General features: G+C 62.3%; 19 protein-coding genes and 1 tRNA gene. 11 read left to right on the top strand and 9 right to left on the bottom strand.

Annotated elements, in window-relative coordinates:
• Positions 1–28 precede the first annotated feature (28 nt).
• Both QOC89_RS05150 and QOC89_RS05145 read left to right on the top strand, forming a co-directional pair.
• On the top strand, positions 29–886 hold the full coding sequence (locus tag QOC89_RS05150; RefSeq protein ID WP_323044040.1) for a carbohydrate ABC transporter permease: 858 nt from the start codon (positions 29–31) through the stop codon (positions 884–886).
• 104 nt (positions 887–990) lie between these two features.
• The gene (locus QOC89_RS05145) at positions 991–2106 is read left to right on the top strand and encodes a sn-glycerol-3-phosphate ABC transporter ATP-binding protein UgpC (RefSeq protein ID WP_323044037.1); all 1116 of its coding nucleotides are present in this window, start codon (positions 991–993) and stop codon (positions 2104–2106) included.
• A gap of 81 nt (positions 2107–2187) precedes the next feature.
• Here the strand turns inward: QOC89_RS05145 and QOC89_RS05140 are convergent, their stop codons facing one another.
• Entirely contained in the window at positions 2188–2568 is a 381-nt protein-coding gene (locus QOC89_RS05140) for a MarC family protein (RefSeq protein WP_323044036.1), read from the bottom strand.
• Positions 2562–3806, bottom strand: coding sequence for a metal-dependent hydrolase family protein (locus tag QOC89_RS05135; protein WP_323044035.1), 1245 nt, complete (start codon positions 3804–3806; stop codon positions 2562–2564). Before QOC89_RS05135 ends, QOC89_RS05140 begins: the two co-directional genes overlap by 7 nt.
• 130 nt (positions 3807–3936) lie before the next feature.
• Between QOC89_RS05135 and QOC89_RS05130 the strand changes: the two genes are divergently transcribed.
• A complete protein-coding gene (locus tag QOC89_RS05130) occupies positions 3937–4854 on the top strand; it encodes a LysR family transcriptional regulator (protein WP_323044034.1) in 918 nt (305 codons plus the stop codon).
• Between the two features lie 80 nt (positions 4855–4934).
• Here QOC89_RS05130 and QOC89_RS05125 read toward each other — a convergent pair whose 3' ends face one another.
• The 5 genes from QOC89_RS05125 to trxB form a co-directional block, all read right to left on the bottom strand.
• Positions 4935–5852, bottom strand: a complete 918-nt coding sequence (locus QOC89_RS05125) for a LysR family transcriptional regulator (protein ID WP_323044033.1) — start codon at positions 5850–5852, stop codon at positions 4935–4937.
• Between the two features lie 147 nt (positions 5853–5999).
• Positions 6000–6659 (bottom strand): glutathione S-transferase family protein, encoded by a 660-nt coding sequence (locus tag QOC89_RS05120; protein WP_323044032.1) that lies wholly within the window; start codon positions 6657–6659, stop codon positions 6000–6002.
• 330 nt (positions 6660–6989) lie between these two features.
• Positions 6990–7610 (bottom strand): trimeric intracellular cation channel family protein, encoded by a 621-nt coding sequence (locus tag QOC89_RS05115; protein WP_323044039.1) that lies wholly within the window; start codon positions 7608–7610, stop codon positions 6990–6992.
• Between the two features lie 13 nt (positions 7611–7623).
• On the bottom strand, positions 7624–8382 hold the full coding sequence (locus tag QOC89_RS05110; RefSeq protein ID WP_323044031.1) for a Smr/MutS family protein: 759 nt from the start codon (positions 8380–8382) through the stop codon (positions 7624–7626).
• A 257-nt stretch (positions 8383–8639) separates the two neighbouring features.
• Entirely contained in the window at positions 8640–9641 is a 1002-nt protein-coding gene (gene trxB, locus QOC89_RS05105) for a thioredoxin-disulfide reductase (RefSeq protein WP_323044030.1), read from the bottom strand.
• 337 nt (positions 9642–9978) lie between these two features.
• On the opposite strand from trxB, the gene QOC89_RS05100 reads away from it, so the two are divergent.
• A complete protein-coding gene (locus tag QOC89_RS05100; RefSeq protein WP_323044029.1) occupies positions 9979–12294 on the top strand; it encodes a DNA translocase FtsK in 2316 nt (771 codons plus the stop codon).
• A gap of 236 nt (positions 12295–12530) precedes the next feature.
• A complete protein-coding gene (lolA, locus tag QOC89_RS05095) occupies positions 12531–13268 on the top strand; it encodes an outer membrane lipoprotein chaperone LolA (RefSeq protein ID WP_323044028.1) in 738 nt (245 codons plus the stop codon).
• Positions 13269–13402: 134 nt separating this feature from the next.
• Here lolA and QOC89_RS05090 read toward each other — a convergent pair whose 3' ends face one another.
• Entirely contained in the window at positions 13403–14323 is a 921-nt protein-coding gene (locus tag QOC89_RS05090) for a LysR family transcriptional regulator (protein ID WP_323044027.1), read from the bottom strand.
• 171 nt (positions 14324–14494) lie between these two features.
• Here QOC89_RS05090 and speB point away from each other — a divergent pair, with 171 nt between their 5' ends.
• Positions 14495–15484: an agmatinase gene (gene speB, locus QOC89_RS05085; RefSeq protein ID WP_323044026.1), complete on the top strand. Its 990-nt coding sequence runs from the start codon at positions 14495–14497 to the stop codon at positions 15482–15484.
• A 140-nt stretch (positions 15485–15624) separates the two neighbouring features.
• Here speB and cytX read toward each other — a convergent pair whose 3' ends face one another.
• Positions 15625–16941, bottom strand: coding sequence for a putative hydroxymethylpyrimidine transporter CytX (gene cytX / locus QOC89_RS05080; RefSeq protein WP_323044025.1), 1317 nt, complete (start codon positions 16939–16941; stop codon positions 15625–15627).
• 224 nt (positions 16942–17165) lie between these two features.
• On the opposite strand from cytX, the gene QOC89_RS05075 reads away from it, so the two are divergent.
• From QOC89_RS05075 to QOC89_RS05055, 5 genes are all read left to right on the top strand, one after another.
• The gene (locus tag QOC89_RS05075; protein ID WP_323044024.1) at positions 17166–18479 is read left to right on the top strand and encodes a replication-associated recombination protein A; all 1314 of its coding nucleotides are present in this window, start codon (positions 17166–17168) and stop codon (positions 18477–18479) included.
• Positions 18480–18615: 136 nt separating this feature from the next.
• Positions 18616–19911 (top strand): serine--tRNA ligase, encoded by a 1296-nt coding sequence (gene serS, locus QOC89_RS05070; RefSeq protein WP_323044023.1) that lies wholly within the window; start codon positions 18616–18618, stop codon positions 19909–19911.
• 170 nt (positions 19912–20081) lie between these two features.
• Positions 20082–20171, top strand: a tRNA-Ser gene (locus QOC89_RS05065).
• Between the two features lie 621 nt (positions 20172–20792).
• Positions 20793–21548, top strand: a complete 756-nt coding sequence (locus tag QOC89_RS05060) for a hypothetical protein (RefSeq protein ID WP_323044022.1) — start codon at positions 20793–20795, stop codon at positions 21546–21548.
• Between the two features lie 78 nt (positions 21549–21626).
• Positions 21627–22033, top strand: a 407-nt coding sequence (locus QOC89_RS05055; RefSeq protein WP_323044038.1) for a DUF899 family protein, incomplete at its 3' end; no start/stop codon positions are given.

Below are 22033 nucleotides of genomic sequence, written 5' to 3'. Positions count from 1 at the left end.
ATGTATCTGGAATCGAGGAGCACCCGCAATGCAGCCTAAGATGACGATCAGCCGTGCCGTCATTTACGCGGCTCTGGTCCTGTTTGCTTTGTACTTCCTGTTTCCGCTGTACGTGATGCTGTCGACGTCGTTCAAGGACATCGACCAGTTGCGCACCGGCAACCTGCTTACGCCGCCTTCGCACTGGACCGTCGATCCCTGGATCAAGGCATGGAGCGGTGCGTGTACTGGCGTGCGTTGCGACGGCATGCAGCCGTTCTTCATGAACTCGGTGCGCATGGTGATTCCGGCCGTGCTGATCTCGTCGATCATCGGCGCGTTCAACGGTTATGTGCTCACGCACTGGCGGTTCCGCGGCGCGGATCCGATCTTCACGATGATCCTGGTCGGCTGTTTCATTCCGTTCCAGGCGATCCTGCTGCCGATGGCGCGCTTCGAAGGCTTTCTCGGCCTGTCGAACACGACCACCGGTCTGGTGGTGGTGCACGTGATCTACGGTATCGCCTTCACCACGATGTTCTTCCGCAACTTCTACGTGAGCATTCCGGCTGAACTCGTGAAGGCCGCGCGCATCGACGGTGCGGGTTTCTTCACGATCTTCACGAAGATTCTGCTGCCGGTGTCGCTGCCGATTTTCATGGTGTGCCTGATCTGGCAATTCACGCAGATCTGGAATGACTTCCTGTTCGGGATTGTGTTCTCCGGTGTCGATTCGATGCCGATCACGGTGGCGCTGAACAACCTCGTGAACACCTCGACCGGCGTGAAGGAATACAACGTGGACATGGCCGGCGCGATCATCGCCGCGTTGCCGACCTTGCTCGTCTACATCATCGCCGGACGCTATTTCGTGCGCGGCCTGACGGCGGGCGCGGTCAAGGGCTGAACCCGGGCTAAACCATACGCATCGCGATGGCGCTTCTTCCGGGAAACGCCGCCGTCATCCGACAAGAGTTTTCAAGCAGTACCAGAGACAAGAGGATTCACAGCATGGCAAGCCTTTCCATCCGTGACGTGTACAAGACCTACCCGAACGGGGTGCCGGTTCTGAAGGGTGTCAATATCGACATCGAAGACGGGCAGTTCCTGATTCTCGTCGGCGGCTCGGGCTGCGGGAAATCGACGCTGCTCAACATGATCGCCGGCCTCGAAACCGTCACCAAGGGCGAGATCCAGATCGACGGCAAGACGGTGAACAACCTGTCGCCGAAAGATCGCGACATTGCGATGGTGTTCCAGTCGTACGCGCTGTATCCGTCCATGACGGTGCGCGAGAACATCTCGTTCGGCCTGGGTATCCGGAAGGTGCCGAAGCAGGAGCAGGCGCAGATCGTCGACCGCGTGTCGAACACGCTGCAGATCACGCACCTGCTGGACCGCAAGCCGGGTCAGCTCTCCGGCGGTCAGCGCCAGCGCGTGGCCATGGGCCGTGCGCTCGCGCGCGATCCGGTGATGTTCCTGTTCGACGAACCGCTGTCGAACCTCGACGCGAAGCTGCGCATCGAAATGCGTTCGGAGATCAAGCTGCTGCATCAACGCCTCGGCACGACGATCGTCTACGTGACGCACGATCAGATCGAAGCGATGACGCTCGGCGACCGCATCGCGGTGATGAAAGACGGCATCGTCCAGCAGTTCGGCGCACCGCAAGACATTTACGACTCGCCGGCGAATCTGTTCGTGGCCGGCTTCATCGGCGCGCCGCCGATGAACTTCATCCAGGGCAAGCTGGTTGAACAGGGTTCGGGCGTCGGCATCGAACTGGATACAGGTGTGGCGCGCGCTGTGCTGAACCTGCCGTTCGACTCCGCGAAAGTGAAGTCGCACGTGGGGCGCGACGTGATTCTGGGCCTGCGCCCGGAGCGGATCACCGACGCGCGCGGCGCGCATGGCGACAATGCGAAGCTGCAGCCGATCGAAGTGAAGGTCGACGTGATCGAGCCGACTGGACCGGACACGCTGGTGTTCGCGCAGGTCAACGGCAAGCGCATTGTGAGCCGCGTGCACCCGGCATCCAATCCGCAGCCGCTGACGAACACGACGCTGCTGTTCGATGCGTCGAAGGCGGTGTTGTTCGATCCGTCCAATGAAGAGCGGATTGCGTAAGCCCGGGTTGTCGCCTCGACGAAGACGAAGAAGGCCCCATGTGTTCAGGCGCATGGGGCCTTCTTCATGCGCTGTGTCTCTTCAATGCAGTGTCAGGATCAGGGACCTGGCGCCGCTCCAGACCACGTTCACGCTGATGGCCAAAAGAATGAATGCCGCAAGGCGTGTCACCACACTGGTTCCTGTCTCGCCTAATTTTCTGAAAATCACATCGGCCACGTTATAACAGATGCCGACAATGATAAACACCGCGCAGATTCCCGCGACCGGACTCAAGTGGCTGACAATGTAATTGTCGTGAGCATCCTGCCGTAAATTCGCAGCCATGGCGACGGTGACTGCCATGGACCCGGCGCCGGCAGTGATCGGCATCGTCAATGGGAAGAACGTGATATCGGTCCGTTGTTGATCGGCCGCATGAGCCTTGCGGTGCTCCGGCGAGTTCGCCGGCGCGTTCAACATGGTCCATGCGCGAGCCGATTCGAATAGAACTTGCCCGCTTTCATGATCGCCAGCAGATTCCTGTCGTCGCTGAGAACCGCAAGACCATCCAGCGGGTTGCCTTCCACCACAATCAGATCGGCATGCGCGCCTTTGGCGATTACGCCGATATGGCCACTCTGGTTCATCATCTCCGCGTTGATCCAGGTGGCACTCCTGAGTATTTCCGCGGGCTTCATGGCGGCCTCGCGCAACGTGAGTTCCTCATGTTGGAAGGCCTGCATTTCGCCGAGCAGATCAGACCCGAGTCCGATTTTCACGCCGACCGCATGGGCAAGCTTCATTGCTTCGACCCCCATGTTTTTTACGCGATCGGTTTTGGCCAGCATCGCGTCGGACCAGCCAATTCGTCTACCCTCCCGCGCGATCGCGGCGTAGGTCGACAGCGTGGGGACGAGATAAGTCCCATGCTCGGCCATGAAACGCGCTGTTGCCATGTCGATCAGATTGCCGTGCTCAATGGAACGTACGCCGCAGCGGACCGCCCGTTGAATCGCAGTGGGCGAATAGGCATGCGCCATCACATAAGTCCTCGCGGCCGTTGCTTCTTCAACGATTGCCTTCATTTCTTCGACTGAATACTGGGTGCCGTCGAGTGGGTCGTTCGGCGTGGAGATTCCGCCGCCGGCCATGACCTTGATATGGGTGGCGCCGTTGCGGATTTCTTCGCGTACCGCGCGGCGCACTTCCGAAACGCCATCGGCGACGTGGCCCAGCATGCCGACCGCGCCGCAGCACGCACAACGCTCACCGCTGAAGAACGCCGGGCGCGGGTCACCGTGGCCGCCAGTCTGAGTGATCGCACGGCCCGCGATAAAAAGGCGCGGGCCCACAAAGTGACCTAGCTCGATAGCATTCGCGATGCCTGCATCCGCACCGCCTGCGTCCCGCACGGTTGTGAAACCGCGCATCAACATCTGTTCAAGGATGTCTTTCGACTTGGCCGCGATCAGCGACTGAGGCATCAACGACAGCTTGAAGAAATCCGAGACACTGGCCGACACATGGACGTGGGCATCGATCAGGCCGGGGAGAACGACTCGGCCGCCCACATCGAAGATCTGTGCGTCGCCGATCTCGGGTCGCTCGAATGAGACGGCATCCACCATGCCGTTTTCAATGACGATGGTGGCGCCGGGCTTCAGCGTTGCACTCGAGCTGTCGAACAGGTTCGCGTTCAGCAAAACAATGCGTGTCATAAGGGACTCCCTGGTTGTTGGCAAAGGTCATTCTGGGACCTTGATTTCATAACAACAATGACAACGGATTGCGTTTGTTGTTGACTTGATGGCAACATGTGGACTGTCCACGAGCGAGGGGGAGGCAATGATGAGCGGTCTCACGACGGGGCGCCTACGCTATTTTTTTGAGGTTGTTCGGCTTGGTGGCGTGCGCATCGCGGCGGACTTTTTGAACGTGGCGCCGTCAGCGGTGAGCCGGCAGTTGGCACTGCTCGAAAAAGTCGCGCGTACTCCGCTGCTCGAAACAAACCGGCGCGGCGCAAAACCGACCGAGGCGGGTTTGCTGCTGATCGACTACTACCGGGAGCAGGTGTCGCGGGAGGAAGCGCTCGTCTCCAGGCTCGACGGCATGCACGGTCTGGAACAGGGGCACGTCGCGCTCGGCGCAGTTCAGGGTTTCGTCGATGACCTGATGCGGCATGCTTTGTGTGAATTCAACGCGCGTCATTCGAATCTGACGATCACGCTGAAGCTGGGCGGTGTCAATGACATCCTCAACTGGCTCGAAGGGGATGAAGTCCATCTTGGCCTGACCTATGGACCGGGACTCGACATGCACGACGCGCGGTTGAAGGAACTCGCTTCGGTCGTGCAGCCCTTGTGTGCGGTCGTGCCTTACGGCCATCCGTTAGCCGGGCTCGATACGGTGCGCATCAACGATCTGATTGCCTATCCATTCGCGCTCGCCAGACCCGGCTATGGCACGCGAAAGATCGTCGAGCAGATCGAGGCGGCTGAAGATCGCAAGTTCAATGTGATAGTGGCGACGGATCACCTGATCGGATTGACGAGTTTTGTCCGCGCGGGAATGGGATTGACGCTGTTACCGGCGTTCGCAATTCATGACGACATCGAGCGCGGCGCCTTGATGGCGCTCCCGATCAAACATGAACTCATGCAGAAAGTTCAAGCCCAGCTCGTGAGCCGACGGGGCCGCGAGCTGCCCGTCGGTGCACTCGCGCTTCAGCGCCTGCTGATCGGCAACATGCTCGCGTTTAGCGCATGACTGTGCTCAGCAGGGTAACGGGCCCGGCATCAGCATCAGACGCTCGGCTTGCGCCCGGACGTTTGAAAGGGCACCGTTGATCAGTGTTCGTCCAGACGCAAGTCCGGATTGTTTCGCGCCAGCTCGGCGACCCATTCCGTGAACGCGCGCAGTCGTGAACTCAGATTGCGGCGATGCGCATACAAAATCGACAGCGGTGTGTCAGGGCTCGTGTAGGTGGTGAGGATTTCCTTGAGTGCGCCTTGTGCGATCAGATCCGCGACCATGAAGCGCGACGGCTGGATGATGCCGTGACCGAGCGCGCTCGCGCCGATATAGACGGAACCGTCGTTCACCGCGAGCACGCTTTTCAGCGTGACCTTGACGATCTCGCCGCCCACCTCGTACTCGAACGGGAAGGTCTTGCCGCTGCGCGCGGAAACATAGTTGACCGCGCGATGTTCACTAAGCTCTTCGAGCGTGGTTGGCGTGCCGTATTTCTCCAGATAGGCGGGCGCCGCGCAGGTCACGATCCGCGCATTGCCGATGTGCCGCGCGACGAGGCTCGACTCTTCCGGCGTGCCCATGCGGATCACGCAATCCACCCCGTCCTGAATCAGATCGATATTGCGATCCGCCAGCCCGAGCCGTACGTCGATCTCGGGGTATTGCCGGTAGAAATCGTCGAGCGCGGGAAGCAGCAGCGCGCGAGCGAGCGTGCCGGACGTATCGACGCGAATCGTGCCGCTCGGATTTTCACGCTTGTTCGACAGTGACGATTCGGCCTCGGCGACTTCCGCGAGGATGCGCACGCAACGGTCGTAGAACAGCGCGCCGTCTTCGGTGACGCTGACCTGTCGCGTCGAACGGTTCAGGAGCCGCACGCCGACGTGTTCTTCCAGCGCCTGGATGGTGCGGCTGACTTTGGCGCGGGGCAGGTCGAGCGACTCGGATACTTTGGTGAAGCTATTCGCTTCGACCACACGCGTAAATATCTCCATCGCTTCGAAACGGTCCATGTTTTGCCTTTTGTGATTGATGGGCGGAAGTGGGCTTCGAAGTGAAGTGTATAGGTTGGAAATAGTGTTGTCGCAAGGGGCGGCCACGCAAGCGGGCCGCCCCGCGTGTCCCCAGTGCGTTTGCCGGGTTGTGCCGGGTCCGTGCGGTCAGTCGCGGTCGGGCGCGCCGAGCGGGAACAGCGGGCGATACGGGCGTGCTTCGCCGACCGCGCGTGCGAACGATGGCCGGGCCAGCAACCGCTTCCGGTAGGCGAGGACATGGGGAAACGCCGGGCCAATGCGATGCGTCCAATCGGCATAGAACAGAAATGGCGCCGCGCCGCAATCGGCGAGGCTGAACGCATCGCCGGCGGCCCATTCGCGCCCGGCCATCACTTTGTCGAGCCAGCCGTAAGCCGTGTCGAGCATGTCGCGCGCGTCGGCTACGGTGCGCGGATCACGGTCCGGCTCAGCCCGCAGACTGTCGTACACGATCTTTTGCTGCGGTGTGGAGATGTAGTTGTCGAAGAAGCGATCCATGCTGCGCACTTCCAGTGCGGCGCGGGCGTCGGCCGGCAGGAGCCGCACGGCTCCCGGGTAATACAAACCGAGATACTCGATGATGATGCTCGCTTCCATCACAGTCCGGTTGCCGTCGACGAGCACAGGAAAGCGCTTGATCGGCCAGAGCGCGGCGAACTCCGTCATGACCTGCGGGTCGTTGTGCGACAACAGGCGTAGTTCGAACGGCGTGCCGTTTTCGTAAAGCGCGGTCAGGACCTTCTGGCAGTAGGAAGAGAAGGGGTGAGCATAGAGCTTCAGGGACATCGTGGTCACCTATGGCGGTTGCGAGGCGCGTTGAGGCGCGATGACGGCCGGGAGGCCGCTTACCTGACGACGAACGACGGTGGAAGAAATCGACAGCCGCGAAAATTTTAGCGGAAGACAGATGTTCATCCGCTTTCAACGAAGACCTTACGCTACGAAAGCTTATGTGCTGTGATCTGTTGCGACACCTGACGGCGCTGTTTGGCGGCTCGAAGAGTGCGGGGGCGTTGGCCACCAACAAGTAAGGCTGCTTCAAAGCGCACGCCATCTGGCTCCGGGCGGCGTGCTTTTAATGAAGCAAGTCGCGAAAGCAGGTTCAGTGAAGTGGGCTCAGTGAGGCAGGCGGACGTCGAGCCTGAAAGTCACCAGTCTTGCAAGCAGGATGAAGGCGGTGGCGATCAACACGCTGTACACCGTATCGACGTTCATGTAGTCCAGCAGCACGTACAGCCAACACCCTACAAAAGCGCATGTCGCGTATGGCCTCGAATCGCGCAAGATCAACGGCACCTCATTGCACAGCACGTCGCGAATTACGCCGCCAAATACGCCTGTCAATACCCCCATCATCACCGACGTGAACCACGGCATCTGCGCGTCGTGCGCGATCGACGTGCCGGAAATGCTGAACAGGCCCAGCCCCACCGCATCGGCTACCAGCAAGACCCGCTCGGAGAGCAGGCGCGACGTCATTTTCAAAAGCGTCGGCGCGAACAACGACATCACGAAGATCGAGATCAGATAAGCCTGATGTTCGACCCAGTAGAAGGGCCGCCGCTCTAGCAGCACGTCGCGCAACGTACCGCCGCCGAAGGCCGTCGCGATCGCCACGAGGAAGGTGCCCACGGCATCGAGCCGCCGGGTCCTCGCTTCGATAAAGCCGGAAATCGCGTACGCGAAAATAGCCAGCGCCTCCATGATGGCCAGCGCCAGGGTCAGCCTCGGATGGATCACCGGGGCTCCGTCAGGATCTGGCGTGAGCCGGCAATGCGCCCGGCTGCAACAGCACGACCACCGCACCCGCGCCGCCGTCATGCGGACGCGCCTGACAGAAGGCGATCACCTCGGACTTCTGCACGAGCCACGCGCGTACTTTGCCCTTCAGTACCGGTTCTTTGCCGATCGACCCCAGACCCTTGCCGTGAATCACGCGCAAACACCGCAGGCCGCGCTTCACCGCTTCACGAATGAACTCGGCCAGCGCCTCGCGCGCTTCCTCGCGACGCATGCCGTGCAGGTCGATTTGCGCCTGCACGATCCAATCGCCGCGGCGCAGTTTTCGCACGACCTCCTGGCTCACGCCGGGCCGGCAATAGGAGAGCGTTTCGTCGGTCTGGAGCAGAATCTCGGGATCGAACTCGTCGGAGATCGCTTCGTGCAACACGGCTTCTTCGTCGAGTCTGGTTTGCACGGGGAGGGGAGGCGGCGGATTGCGCGGCAAGCTCGCGCGCGGCGGGACCGCCAGCGGCGCGACGGCGCCGATCTCGCTGCGGAACAGATCGGCGTCCGCCGACGCTTCGCGCTGCGCGGCCGCTGCCGCCACACGTTCGCGCTCACGCCGTTGCGCGTCGCCCTTTAACGCATCGCGCAGCGCGCCGAGACCGGCCAGACCGGCAGCGGCCTCGATCTTCGCTTCGACGACGGGAGCGGCTGCCTCGGGCGCGGGCCTGACAACGGCGCGGGCGCGCTTCGGTTCGCTAGGGTGGGGCTGATTCTTCGGCATATCGGTAATACACGCAGAAAAGTAGATCGATCGCGCGACGCTTCCTGGGCATCGGTCTATGCCGCAGAGCGTCGCCACGAAGCGCCGGCGACAAGATTCGAAAAGGCGCCAATGCGACGCCAAACGCAACGCGACGCAATGCAAAAACGCGCTTCAATAAGCAAAAAAGCCGTCGGCTTTTCAGCCGCGGCCTTCTATCGAGCAAGCGGCTGGGCCATGCCCAGCCGCCATTTTACCGTTGCACCTCGCGTTGCCGCTTAACGATCGGCTTCCTGGCTCATGGCATGCTCGCCGGCCATCTCGTCGATGGTTTCCAGATAGCGTTGCGCGTCGAGCGCGGCCATACAGCCCGTGCCCGCGCTGGTGATCGCCTGACGATAAATGTGGTCTTGCACGTCGCCTGCGGCGAACACGCCCGGCACGCTGGTCGCCGTTGCGAAACCGTTCAGGCCGCCCTTGGTGATGATGTAGCCATTCTTCATCTCCAGCTGGTCCGCAAAAATGTCCGTGTTCGGCTTATGGCCGATCGCGACGAAGATGCCTTGCAGCGCGATGTCCGTGGTTGCGCCGGTTTGCGTGTTCTTGATGCGCATGCCGGTCACGCCGGATTGATCGCCGGTTACTTCCTCGAGCGTGCTGTTCCATTTGATTTCGACCAGGCCTTCCTTTTCCTTCGCCAGCAGACGGTCGATCAGGATCGGCTCGGCGCGGAACTTGTCACGGCGATGGATCACCGTCACTTTTTTGGCGATGCCGGAAAGATAGAGGGCTTCCTCGACCGCGGTATTGCCGCCGCCGATCACGGCCACATGTTGTTGCTTGTAGAAGAAGCCGTCGCAGGTGGCGCAAGCCGACACGCCCCTGCCCATGAATTTCTGTTCAGAATCCAGCTTGAGATACTGTGCCGATGCGCCGGTCGAGATGATCAGCGAGTCGCACGTGTATTCGCCCGAGTCGCCGATCAGGCGGATCGGCTTCTCATCCAGCTTGGCCGTGTGAATATGGTCGAAAATGATTTCGGTGTTGAAGCGCTCGGCATGCTCCAGGAAGCGCTGCATCAGTTCCGGGCCTTGCACGCCGTTCGCGTCGGCAGGCCAGTTTTCGACATCGGTCGTGGTCATCAACTGACCGCCTTGGGCCAGACCGGTAATCATCACCGGCGACAGGTTGGCGCGTGCCGCGTAGACCGCTGCCGTGTAGCCGGCGGGACCGGAGCCGAGAATCAGAACTTTTGCGTGTTTCGTGGAAGTTGCGGGCATGATCGAAATCCTTTTACGGCGCCCGGCTCGCCCATGCGAGGCCGCGCGACTTGAGCTGAGACTATAGATGGGTATCAGAGCGGCATTATAAAGGGCGGCACGCCGGCCTGCTCCATGAAGCTTTCCGATCATGGCGATAGCGTCGCCGTGGGGCTCGTGAGCCTTTCGCGAGGCCAATTGGCTAAGTTACCGTCATTTACAGCCTCGCGTCCGACACTGCGTTTACAATAGGCCGCATCGCTGGACCCGGCAGCCGGGGCCAGGTCTGGAGCCGCCCCAAGGCGCGGCTTCGGGCCGCGACTCTGGCAGCGAATCGGCCACACAAGCAACAGGATCAATGGCAAAAGCTCCCTATTCCGCGAGCGCGCAGGCATTGCCGCACCGCATGTCGCGCCTTTTCACCGAAATCCGCTGGATCTTGCAGGTCGCGCTCGGCGTGTTCCTGCTCATGGCGCTCGTCAGCTACAGCCGGCACGATCCGAGCTGGACGCACGCCGCCCAGGTCGACCACATCGCCAACTGGGCGGGCCGTGTCGGCGCGTGGACGTCTGACATCCTGCTGCTGCTGTTCGGCTTGTCCGCCTACTGGTGGATCGTGCTGCTCGGCCGTCATATCTCCGCCAATTACCGCCGTATCACCCGTCACGAGGAACCGCAGGAAGACGCGCCGCGCGATATCAGCTGGCTCGCGGACGCGTTCGCATTCATGCTGGTGTTGCTTGCCTGCGACGGTATCGAGGCGCTGCGCATGTGGTCGCTCAAAGTGCAACTGCCGCGCGCGCCGGGCGGCGTGATCGGCGAAGCGGTCGCGCGCGGGGTGTCACATGCGCTGGGTTTCACGGGCGGCACATTGGCGTTGTTGATCGTGCTCGGCATTGGGTTGTCGCTGTATTTCCGCTTTTCGTGGCTGTCGGTATCGGAGAAGGTCGGTGAATCGATCATTTCGGCCGTGACTTTCGCCAAACTGCGCCGTGAGGCCGGCCGCGATCGTAAATTGGGCGAAGCCGCCGCCGTGAAGCGCGAAGGCAAGGTCGAAAAGGGCCGCGTGCGGATCGAGGAACACGAGCCGGTCATGATCGTGCCGCCGGTCGTCACGCCCGCCAAATCGGAGCGCGTCGAGAAAGAACGGCAAGTGCCGTTGTTCACGGACCTGCCGGGCGATTCCACCTTGCCGCCGATCTCGCTGCTCGACGCGGCGCCGGCCGCGCAGGAAACCATTTCCGCCGACACGCTCGAATTCACCTCGCGTCTGATCGAGAAGAAGCTCAAGGACTTCGGCGTCGAAGTAAGCGTGGTCGCGGCCTATCCGGGTCCGGTCGTCACGCGTTACGAAATCGAGCCGGCCACCGGCGTGAAGGGCAGCCAGATCGTCGGTCTGGCGAAAGATCTCGCGCGTTCGCTGTCGCTGGTGTCGATTCGCGTCGTCGAAACGATTCCGGGCAAGAATTTCATGGCGCTGGAGTTGCCGAATCAGCGCCGTCAAACCGTGAGTCTCTCGGAGATTCTCGGCTCGGCGGTGTATGCGGACGCGGCTTCGCCGCTGACCATGGGCCTCGGCAAGGACATCGGCGGCAAGCCGGTGTGCGCCGATCTCGCGAAAATGCCGCACTTGCTGGTGGCCGGTACGACCGGTTCGGGCAAGTCGGTGGGGATCAACGCGATGATCCTCTCGCTGCTCTACAAGGCGAGCGCCGACCAGGTCCGGATGATCCTGATCGATCCGAAGATGCTCGAAATGAGCGTCTACGAAGGCATTCCGCATCTGCTGTGTCCGGTCGTGACGGACATGCGCCAGGCGGGACATGCGCTTAATTGGGCGGTCGCCGAAATGGAGCGCCGCTACAAGCTGATGAGCAAGCTCGGCGTGCGCAACCTCGCCGGCTACAACAACAAGATCGACGAAGCCGCGAAGCGCGAAGAGAAGCTGCCGAATCCGTTCAGCCTGACGCCGGACGATCCGGAACCGCTCGCGCGTCTGCCGAACATCGTCGTCGTGATCGACGAATTGGCCGATCTGATGATGGTGGTCGGCAAGAAAGTCGAGGAGTTGATCGCGCGGATTGCGCAGAAAGCGCGCGCGGCGGGCATCCATCTGATTCTGGCCACGCAGCGTCCGTCGGTCGACGTGATTACCGGTTTGATCAAGGCCAATGTGCCGACGCGGATGGCGTTCCAGGTGTCGTCGAAGATCGACTCGCGCACGATTCTCGACCAGCAGGGCGCCGAATCGCTGCTCGGCATGGGCGACATGCTGTACCTGCCGCCGGGCAGCGGCTTGCCGGTGCGGGTGCACGGCGCGTTCGTGTCGGACGAGGAAGTGCATCGTGTCGTCGACAAGCTCAAGGAGCAGGGCGAGCCGAACTATATCGAGGGCATTCTCGAAGGCGGCGTGACGGGCGAGGGCGACGAAGGCTCCGCGGGCGCCGGAGGAACCGGCTCGGGCGATGGAGAGTCGGACCCGTTATACGACCAGGCGGTCGACGTGGTGTTGAAGAACCGCCGGGCGTCGATCTCGCTGGTGCAGCGGCATTTGCGTATCGGCTATAACCGCGCGGCGCGTTTGCTCGAGCAGATGGAGAACTCGGGCGTGGTGTCGGCGATGTCGTCGAACGGCAATCGCGAGATTCTTGCGCCGGCGCGGGAAGCGGAATAAGGCGCGGCGCGGTGCTGACGCCGCGGCGCGCAACGGTACTTGTTGCGAGCCGAGCCCCGCCACGAAACGCCTCATATAAGGCCCGTTTAAGGCTCGGCGCTTAAGCTGCTTATGAAGGCCACGGGTTCGCCCGCCCGCCAGGCGGTTCAAACCGACCCCCACTGCCCCCGCCAGTCGCCATGTCATTCGCCGGCCGTCGTGACCGCTCAACACATTCAATCAAGGGAGAAAACACCATGCAGCTTTTCGCGCAGCAGCACGCTCGCCAGAGTGCTCAACCCCGCCGTTTCGGCCAACTCGCGCGCACGCTCGTACGCGGCCTCGGCAGTGTGGCGATCGGTGCGTCAGTGCTCGTCGCGTCGCAGGCATTCGCGAGCGGCACCGACCAACTGAAGGCGTTCGTCGCGCAAGTGCATTCCGCGCGCGGTACCTTTGTGCAGCAGGAAGTGCGCGCGCCGAGCAAGGCGCAAGGTGCGAGCGGCGCGAGCGGTGTGGTGTCCACGGCCGGCAAGACTGGCACGTCGAGTGGCACATTCACGTTCGCGCGTCCCGGCAAGTTCATCTGGCAATACGAGAAGCCCTACGCACAATTGCTGCAAGCCGACGGCGACAAGCTCTACGTGTATGACAAGGACCTGAACCAGGTGACGGTGCGCAGCCTCGGCGGCGCGCTCGGCGCGAGCCCGGCGGCGATTCTGTTCGGCAGCAACGACCTGGACAAGAACTTCACGCTGCGCGATGCGGGCGTGAAGGCCGGCATCGACTGGCTCGAGCTGACGCCCAAGGCGAAAGACACGCAGTTTCAGCGAGTCGGCATCGGCTTCAAGGATGGCAATCTTGAAGCGATGGAACTGCATGACGTGTTCGGTAACGTGACGCTGTTGACGTTCTCGAACATTCAGAAGAACCCGCCGCTGCCGGCCGATGCGTTCAAGTTCACAGTGCCGAAGGGCGCGGATGTGATCAATGGGTAAGCACCGGCATTGAGCTGTGCCTGAATGTGAAAGCCGCGCCATCGGGCGCGGCTTTTTTTATTGCGCTTCGGCGGCATTCAACGGACCTGTCGCAAGCAGCGCGGGGGCAGCGTGAGGCACCATCCCGGTGTCCGCTATTCGTCTATCTCAGCGTGCGGGGCGGCGTGCGCGGCCTTCATGTCGTCGATGAACGCTTCGACAATATCCGTTCGATGCTGACGCGCCCGCGTGACCATATGGAACGCCACGCGATACCGCATCTGTGCCGGATTCAATGCGGCCAGCAAACCCTGTTTGACGAACGGCGCGGCGAAGTGCCCGGGCAGATAGCCGAGATGCTGGCCCGACAGCACCAGCATCGCGACCGCTTCCATGTTGTCCGCGACGGCGGTGACGTTGTGCGGCGTGGTCGAGCTCTCCGCTTCAGGCAGCGGATAACTGCGCCACGCCCATTCGTGAGCCGCGGCTTCGGCGGGTGACAGGTCTCCGGCCGAAGCGAACAGCGGATGCCCCTTCGCGCAGTACGCGAACTGGTCTTCGGCGAACACCTCGGTGTATTCGAGCGACGGCACGCGATGCCAGAAATAGCCGATGCCGATCTGAATCCGCCCGTTCAGTAGTAGCTCTTCCAGCTCGCCCGGCGAGCGCACCAGAATCGAAAACCGCACCGACTGATCGCGCGCCCGAAACCGGCCGATCGCGTCGCTGATTCGCGCGCTGGCCGATACCGGCGTGTGCCCGATCATGCCGATATCGAGCGTGCCGACCAGCTTGCGGCCGACATTGCGCGCCTGCATACCGAAGGTGTCGACTGCGGACAGCAGCGCACGCGCCGCGTCGATGAATTGCTCGCCGCGCGCGGTCAGGCGGAAGCCGCCGCGGCCGCGTTCGCACAGCCGGTAGCCAAGGCGTGTTTCCAGCGTGGCGAGTTGCGTGCTGATGGTCGACTGGCCGACGTTGAGGGTGGCCTGGGCCGGCGAGACACCGCCGGCGTCGACAATGGCGAGGAAAACGCGGATCAACCGCAGATCGAGATCGGTGAGTTGGGAAAACATACGGCAGGATACATCGCTGCGAATCAATGTGAAGTTTATTCTGTTCGTATTTTAACTTGCGGGAAACTGCTCAAGAATCGAGATTCGCCCGGCAAGGTGCGCTTTTTCTCTTGATTCCTCGGCCGGTTGCACGTATTTGCTTCCTGCCCCTCTTTTCATTGCCGAGACACGATGAATACTTCCTCCTTCATTTCCCCCGATGCCGGTGAACGGCCGCAGCCGTTGTCCGGCAACGCCATGCCCCGTTGTGGCGGCATTGCGACGATGATGCGGTTGCCGAACGTGGGCTCGGCCGAAGGGTTCGACGCCTGCTTCGTCGGCGTGCCGTTCGATCTCGGCACGTCGAACCGCACCGGCGCGCGCTTCGGCCCGCGCCAGATCCGCAGCGAATCGGTGCTGCTGCGCCCGTACAACATGGCAACGCGCGCGGCGCCGTTCGATTCGCTGCGCGTGGCCGATCTCGGCGACGTCGCGATCAATCCGTACAACCTGCACGATTCGATCAAGCGTATCGAAACCGCCTACGACGAAATTCTCCAGCACAACTGCAAGCCGATCACGCTGGGCGGCGATCACACGATCGCGCTGCCGATCCTGCGCGCGATTCATCGCAAGCACGGCAAGGTCGGTCTGATTCACGTGGATGCGCACGCCGACGTCAACGACACGATGATGGGCGAGAAGATCGCGCACGGCACGCCATTCCGCCGCGCGGTGGAAGAGGGCTTGCTCGATTGCGAGCGGGTCGTGCAGATCGGTCTGCGTGGCACGGGTTACGCGGCCGAAGATTTCGACTGGTGCCGCGATCAGGGCTTCGAAGTCGTGCAGGCCGAGGCGTGCTGGAACCAGTCGCTGGCACCGCTGATGGCGCGCGTGCGTGAACGCATGGGCGATGGTCCGGTGTACATCACGTTCGACATCGACGGGATCGATCCGGCTTTCGCGCCGGGTACGGGCACGCCGGAAATCGCCGGTTTGACGGTGCCGCAGGCGCTCGAAATCATTCGCGGCTCGCACGGGTTGAATATCGTCGGCTGCGATCTGGTCGAGGTGGCGCCGCCGTACGATCCGTTCGGCACGACCGCGCTGCTCGGTGCGAACCTCGCGTTCGAATTGCTGTGCGTGTTGCCGGGCGTCGAGTACCGGGCGTCGAAGCGGTGAGTATGGGTTGAAACAGAGGGTGAACCGCGGGTTGAACCGCGAATTGCACTGCGGGTTGATCTGAGTAAGGTTGATGACGCATGAAGAGAAAAGGCCTGCATTCGCAGGCCTTTTCTGTATCGCGGTGCTGCTTGCTCCGCTTACGCGTACGCAGTCTTGCGAGTCGACACCAGCGCCAGATAACACAGCGCGCCGATCGCCAACGCGGGCAACGTTGCGCCCAGATTCGGCAGCCATTGATTGATCGCCTGATACGACGCGATCCCGATGGCCCACGCGATAAACGCGCTCAGATGCCAGCCGCCCGAGAAGCCATACCGGCCGCGAACGTCGGCGAGCACGGCGACTTCAATGCGACGCTTGCGCACGATGAAGTGATCCACCAGCACCACGCCGAACAGCGGTGCGAACACCGAGCCGATCAGCAGCAGGAAGTTCTGATACTTCGCCATCGGCACGAGCAACGCGATCGCCGTGCACAGCGCACCGAATGCCGCCGACAACAACGGGACAGTGCCGCGCGTCCAGAACGTGCCGGTCGAAACCGCTGCCGAGTGGATGTCGGCGAACGCGTTGTCGACTTCGTCGATCAGGATCAGCAGCAGCGCAAGGCCGCCGCCCGCTTGAGCCAGCGCGCCGGTCAGGAGCGCGTCGCCCCCGCCTGCCGCGAGACCATAGATCGCGCCGAGCGCGTAAAACCAGATGTTCGCGATGCCATAACCCAGCAGCGTGCCGCGGAAGGTTTCGCCGGGGCGCCGGCCGAAGCGCGTGTAGTCGGCGATCAGCGGCAGCCATGACAGCGGCATCGCGACCACCAGATCAATTGCGCCGCCGAACGACATCTCGCCGGTTCCCGGACGGCGCATCAGCGCGCTCAGATCGTGTTTGGCCAGCAGGTTCCACGACAGCCACGCGGCGCCGGCCAGCAGCAGCCAGATTCCCCACGTGCGCAGAAACCGGCGCACGAACGACAGCGGGCCGCTGATTGCCAGCAGCGTCGCGAGCAGACCGAAGACGATCGTCCAGATCAACGGCATGGAGAAACCGAAGGCCTGTTTGGCGAGCGCATCGGCGGAATCGCGCATCACGATCACCTCGAACGAGCCCCAGCCGACCAGTTGCACCGCATTCAGCACCGCCGGCACCGAGGCGCCGCGTACACCGAGTGTCGGGCGCAGCGACGACATCGCCGCCAGCCCCGTGTCCGTGCCGATCACGCCGGCCAGCGCCAGCAATACGACACCGATCACGCTGCCGATCACGATCGCCAGCAAGGCGTGCGGCAGCGACAGCCCCGGCACCAGCAGCGCGCCCGCCTGCGCGACCAGCAGGCCGATGCCGAGCGAGAACCAGAGCGCGAAAGCGTCGCCGGTGCGGAATGCGCGACGCGCGTCGGGCACCGGTGTGAGCGGGGCGTAGGTGGAGCCGGCGTCGCCGGCGAGTGGGTCTTGTGCCATCTGGTCTTGTCCCTGTCGATGTTGCTTGCGATGTTATGTGATTTTCCCGGGCCGGATCGGCGGGCGAGCGCATGTTGGCCGATTGGCCAGGGCGCGTTCAGGCGCCGTCACTGTCATAATGCGTGACGTTGCCCGCGCCGCCGTGCGCCGGCTTTGCCCGTCCGGCAGCACGCCGCCTTCACACGGACCGCGTCCGGAAAAGCCGAGATTATCCCCAAAACGTCATGTTTGAAGAACCCCGTGCCAATGTTCCGCTCGCCGAACGCCTGCGGCCCCGCAATATCGACGAAGTGATCGGTCAGAAGCACCTGCTCGGCCCGAACAAGCCGTTGCGGGTAGCCTTCGAGTCCGGCGAAGCGCATTCGATGATCCTCTGGGGCCCACCCGGCGTCGGCAAAACCACGCTTGCGCGGCTCATGGCCGACGCGTTTCACGCCGAGTTCATCGCGTTGTCCGCCGTGCTGTCGGGCGTGAAGGATATCCGCGAAGCGGTCGAGACGGCGCAGATTCATCGTGCCAACGGGCACCAGACGCTCGTGTTCGTCGACGAAGTGCATCGCTTCAACAAGAGTCAACAGGACGCGTTCTTGCCGCACGTCGAGTCGGGGCTGTTCGTGTTCGTCGGCGCGACGACCGAGAATCCATCGTTCGAGGTGAATAGCGCGTTGCTCTCGCGAGCCGCCGTCTACGTGCTGAAAAGCCTCACCGACGAAGAGCAGCGCGAACTGCTCGAGCGCGCCCAGCAAGAACTCGGCGGCCTCACGTTCACCGACGAAGCCCGCGACGCCCTGATCGGTTCCGCCGACGGCGACGGCCGCAAGCTGCTGAACAACCTCGAAATCGTCGCCCGCGCGGCTGCGCAGCAGAAGACGACTGAAATCGACGGCGCCTTGCTGGGCAGCGCGCTCGCCGAAAATCTGCGCCGTTTTGACAAAGGCGGCGACGCCTTCTACGACCAGATCAGCGCGCTGCATAAATCGGTGCGCGGCAGCAACCCGGACGGCGCGCTGTACTGGTTCTGCCGCATGCTCGACGGCGGCGCGGACCCGCGTTATCTCGCGCGGCGCATCGTGCGGATGGCATGGGAAGACATCGGCCTCGCCGACCCGCGCGCGGCCCGCATCGCGCTCGACGCCGCCGAAACCTACGAGCGCCTCGGCACGCCTGAGGGCGAACTGGCGTTGGCGCAGGCGATCATCTATCTGGCGGTCGCGCCGAAGTCGAACGCGGGTTACAACGCGTACAACGAGGCGCGCCGTTTCGTCAGTAAAGACCAGTCGCGCGGGGTGCCGGTGCATCTGCGTAATGCGCCGACCAAGCTCATGAAGGAACTCGGCTACGGTCACGAATACCGCTACGCGCACGACGAGCCCGATGCCTACGCGGCCGGCGAAACCTATCTCCCGGACAACATGCGTGACCCGCATTGGTACGAGCCGACGCCGCGCGGTCTCGAAGGCAAGATCGGCGACAAGATGGCGCGTCTGGCCGAGCTTGACGCGCAGTGGCGCAGCGAGAACAAGCCTAAAAAGGGTTGAGCGTCTTCGCTGGCGCTCTCGCGGCCGTTTTGGATGCTGTATCGCCATTGCGCGGCCCTTAACGATCTAACGCACCGGCGGCCCGTGCCGGTGCGCTAAAATCCCTGCTTCACACAACGAATACCTGCCCCATCCCATGCTCGACATTCAGCTGCTGCGCAAAGACCTTGACGGCGTCGCCAGGCGCCTCGCCGACCGCGGCTACACCCTCGACGTAGCGGCTTTTACCGCGCTCGAAGCGGAACGCCGCGACACCCAGACCCGTACCGAAGAAATGCAGGCGCGCCGCAACACGTTGTCGAAGCAGATCGGCGGGATGAAGGGGCGGGGCGAGGATACGTCGGCGCTAATGGCCGAAGTGGGCGGCATCGGCGACGAGATGAAGGCGTCGGCGGCGAGGCTGGACGATATCCAGAAGCGCTTGTCCGACCTGCTGCTCGGTGTGCCGAACCTGCCGCACGAAAGCGTGCCCCAAGGCCAGGACGAAACCGGGAACGTCGAAGTGCGCCGTTGGGGCACACCACGCCAGTTCGATTTCGAGGTGAAGGATCACGTCGACGTCGGCACGCCGCTCGGCCTCGATTTCGAGACCGGCGCGAAACTGTCGGGCGCGCGTTTCACGATGCTGCGCGGGCAGATTGCGCGGCTGCATCGCGCGCTGGCGCAGTTCATGATCGACACGCACACGCAACACCACGGCTACACCGAGGTGTACACGCCGTACATCGTGAATCCGGAGATTCTGTACGGCACCGGCCAATTGCCCAAATTCGCCGACGACATGTTCCGCGTCGAGAAGGGCGGTGACGAGAATACAGTCACGCAATATCTGATTTCGACCTCGGAAATATCGCTGACGAACACGGTGCGCGACAGCATTGTCGAAGCGGACACGCTGCCTATCAAGCTAACCGCGCATTCGCCGTGCTTCCGCTCGGAAGCGGGCTCGTATGGCCGCGATACGCGCGGCCTGATTCGCCAGCATCAGTTCGACAAGGTCGAAATGGTGCAGATCGTCGCGCCCGAAGCGTCGTATGACGCGCTGGAACAGATGGTCGGCCACGCTGAGACGATCCTGCAGAGGCTTGAGTTGCCGTACCGGGTAATTACGCTGTGCACGGGCGACATGGGCTTTTCAGCTGCCAAGACGTATGACCTGGAAGTGTGGGTGCCTGCGCAGAATACGTATCGCGAGATTTCGAGCTGCTCGAACACGGAGTCGTTCCAGGCCCGTCGGATGCAGGCACGCTTTCGCAATGCGCAAGGCAAGCCGGAGCTGGTACATACGCTGAACGGATCGGGTCTGGCGGTTGGCCGCACGCTTGTGGCTGTGCTGGAGAATTTCCAGAACGCGGATGGATCGGTGACGGTGCCGGCCGCGCTGCGTCCTTACCTCGGTAGCCTGGAGCGGCTGGAAGTGCCGGCGGCTTGATTGATGCCGGGTTGATGCGCGGCTGGTGCCGTTACCGCTTGCCACGTCGCTTAAAAAAATCTGGCGAGGGGCTTGGAAATCGGATTTAGCTGTTCTATAATCTTTCTCTCCCAAGCAACGACCCGCTTGGATCTGACGAAACAGTTACGTTGCTGTGAGTTGGAAGACCCGGAAAGGTGGCAGAGTGGTCGAATGCGCTGGACTCGAAATCCAGTGTACCTTTAGGGGTACCGTGAGTTCGAATCTCACCCTTTCCGCCAAGACATCAAGACGACAGGCCCTTTGGGGCCTGTTTTCGTTTCTACCCCACAAAGAACCCCTCATCGGCGAAAGTGACTTACGATTTTCGCCGGAAAGTAGTGGTTTAGCTGACTGTTCAGTTTTGGCTTAGTGGCGTACGGCCATGGAAAACGTTGGCCCGCTCCTGGAACTCGCGATAGTCGGGTTTCGAAGCCGGGGTACGTTTAGAGAAATGGCGAAGTCAAATAAGTCCAGAGCGCTTCGCTTGCGAAATAGGCGACATGAAAACTGTCCCACGGCGTCTCGATCGTCTGTCCGGCAAAAGACGCTTCCGGATTCTCGCGATTTCTACGACATCACCCGCGAGGGTTTCCAACGTCAGCCTGCCCTGCACGAATACGCTGCGCCTATCTGATGCGATGAATAACAACTGTTCGGCTAGTCATTGCAGTTTTGTACGGTATGCACCACTTCCGGAAATGTCAGTACGCTCTCCTACCGGGACGGGAAACGTCGACCACATTTTTCGAGCCAGGGTTCACCCATCACCACATGCCTCTGTATCTTTGCGCAAAAATGGAATAGGCCGCCTCCGCAGACCGTTTAAACGACGTGTCCGAAAAACCCGTGGCAGGCTCTCCATGAGCATTCGACAACCGCATGTCATTCGATCCGCCAGCGGACTGCTGCTGATCGCATCCGTCGCCTTGTTCGCGGCCTGTGGTGGAGGCGGGGGCGGCTCTGGCGCAAGCAGCATGTCCACGGTCGCGCTCACCGGCACGGCCGCAACCGGCAAGGCGCTCGCGAACGCGCAGGTCAATATCAATTGCGCACAGGGCTCGATATCGGTCGGCGCAGATGTGAACGGCAACTACCGCGCGACGCTCCACGCGGCGATGCCGTGCCTGATCACGGCGACATCGAGCGCGACGGTGCTGCATTCGGTTGCGTTCGCCGGCGGCACATACAACGTCACTCCGGAAACCGACCTGCTGTTGTCGTACGTGGCGGCGCAGCTCGGTACGAACGAAAGCGGGCTTATCGCCGGCTTCCCGGCGAGCACGCTGTTTCAGCAGGCGCTGGCGAATCCGAACAATCTGCTGACCGCGCAGGCCGCTGTGGCACAGAACATTCAACAGACGTACGGTGTTTCGCTGTCCACGCCCCGCTTCCTGACCACTTCATTTACTGTCGGTCAGCCAGGCGTGGACAGTGATCTCGAAGCGCTCCTCGCTCGCGGTGCAATCGACGCCAACGGCGAGCCTGACACCAAGGCCCTCGCGCTTATGGCAACGGCGGGAGCGGCGCATCCGATTACCGTCGCTCCGGGTACGGGCTCGGGCACGGGCGGCACAGGCGGCACCGGAAGCACGGGCGGCATAGGCGGAATGATGTGACACAGCGAGACACAACAACGTCATCACCCAAGGAGCCGTCCGTGGCGCAGCCGCGGCTACACGCCAACGAGGAACGCGATCGCCCCTCCGGCGATTCGCGGCGAGGTAGAAACTCATGACTATCCGATTTCCAACGAGTCTGCGGCGTACAGGATCGCGCGCGATAACCTGCTCGAGCAGGAGATCGAACTACGCCGCAACATGGAGGCGGTGGCCGCTGCCAGGCGAGCGCTGCCACCTGGCGGCCTTATTCCGGCGGACTACGTTTTCGAAGGCCAAGGGCCGGACGGCGTACCGGGCGATGTGCGATTGTCCGAGTTGTTCGCACCCGGCATGGATTCGCTCGCGATCTACAGCTTCATGTTCCCACGCGCGTCCAATGACAGGCGGCCAGGGCCCACGGCCGGCTCGACGGCGCTCCTGAAGCTCGAGGATGGACCATGTCCATCGTGCACAGCGCTGCTTGATCAGTTCGAGGGCGCCGC

Origin of the sequence: Paraburkholderia sp. (assembly GCF_034668105.1) — a bacterium.
In the GTDB taxonomy this organism is placed as follows: Bacteria; Pseudomonadota; Gammaproteobacteria; order Burkholderiales; family Burkholderiaceae; genus Paraburkholderia.
Note: the sequence above shows the minus strand (reverse complement) of the source record. Positions and strands in the feature narration are given on the sequence as shown.

Excerpts from the sequence above, each read along its gene's own strand:
- QOC89_RS05130 (WP_323044034.1), top strand. The coding sequence starts at position 3,937 with ATGAGCGGTCTCACGACGGGGCGCCTACGCTATTTTTTTGAGGTTGTT.
- trxB (WP_323044030.1), bottom strand. The coding sequence starts at position 9,641 with ATGCCCGCAACTTCCACGAAACACGCAAAAGTTCTGATTCTCGGCTCC.
- QOC89_RS05120 (WP_323044032.1), bottom strand. The coding sequence starts at position 6,659 with ATGTCCCTGAAGCTCTATGCTCACCCCTTCTCTTCCTACTGCCAGAAG.
- QOC89_RS05125 (WP_323044033.1), bottom strand. The coding sequence starts at position 5,852 with ATGGACCGTTTCGAAGCGATGGAGATATTTACGCGTGTGGTCGAAGCG.
- QOC89_RS05110 (WP_323044031.1), bottom strand. The coding sequence starts at position 8,382 with ATGCCGAAGAATCAGCCCCACCCTAGCGAACCGAAGCGCGCCCGCGCC.
- QOC89_RS05100 (WP_323044029.1), top strand. The coding sequence starts at position 9,979 with ATGGCAAAAGCTCCCTATTCCGCGAGCGCGCAGGCATTGCCGCACCGC.
- speB (WP_323044026.1), top strand. The coding sequence starts at position 14,495 with ATGAATACTTCCTCCTTCATTTCCCCCGATGCCGGTGAACGGCCGCAG.
- QOC89_RS05150 (WP_323044040.1), top strand. The coding sequence starts at position 29 with ATGCAGCCTAAGATGACGATCAGCCGTGCCGTCATTTACGCGGCTCTG.
- QOC89_RS05090 (WP_323044027.1), bottom strand. The coding sequence starts at position 14,323 with ATGTTTTCCCAACTCACCGATCTCGATCTGCGGTTGATCCGCGTTTTC.
- QOC89_RS05060 (WP_323044022.1), top strand. The coding sequence starts at position 20,793 with ATGAGCATTCGACAACCGCATGTCATTCGATCCGCCAGCGGACTGCTG.
- QOC89_RS05075 (WP_323044024.1), top strand. The coding sequence starts at position 17,166 with ATGTTTGAAGAACCCCGTGCCAATGTTCCGCTCGCCGAACGCCTGCGG.
- QOC89_RS05145 (WP_323044037.1), top strand. The coding sequence starts at position 991 with ATGGCAAGCCTTTCCATCCGTGACGTGTACAAGACCTACCCGAACGGG.
- cytX (WP_323044025.1), bottom strand. The coding sequence starts at position 16,941 with ATGGCACAAGACCCACTCGCCGGCGACGCCGGCTCCACCTACGCCCCG.
- QOC89_RS05140 (WP_323044036.1), bottom strand. The coding sequence starts at position 2,568 with ATGTTGAACGCGCCGGCGAACTCGCCGGAGCACCGCAAGGCTCATGCG.
- serS (WP_323044023.1), top strand. The coding sequence starts at position 18,616 with ATGCTCGACATTCAGCTGCTGCGCAAAGACCTTGACGGCGTCGCCAGG.
- QOC89_RS05135 (WP_323044035.1), bottom strand. The coding sequence starts at position 3,806 with ATGACACGCATTGTTTTGCTGAACGCGAACCTGTTCGACAGCTCGAGT.
- lolA (WP_323044028.1), top strand. The coding sequence starts at position 12,531 with ATGCAGCTTTTCGCGCAGCAGCACGCTCGCCAGAGTGCTCAACCCCGC.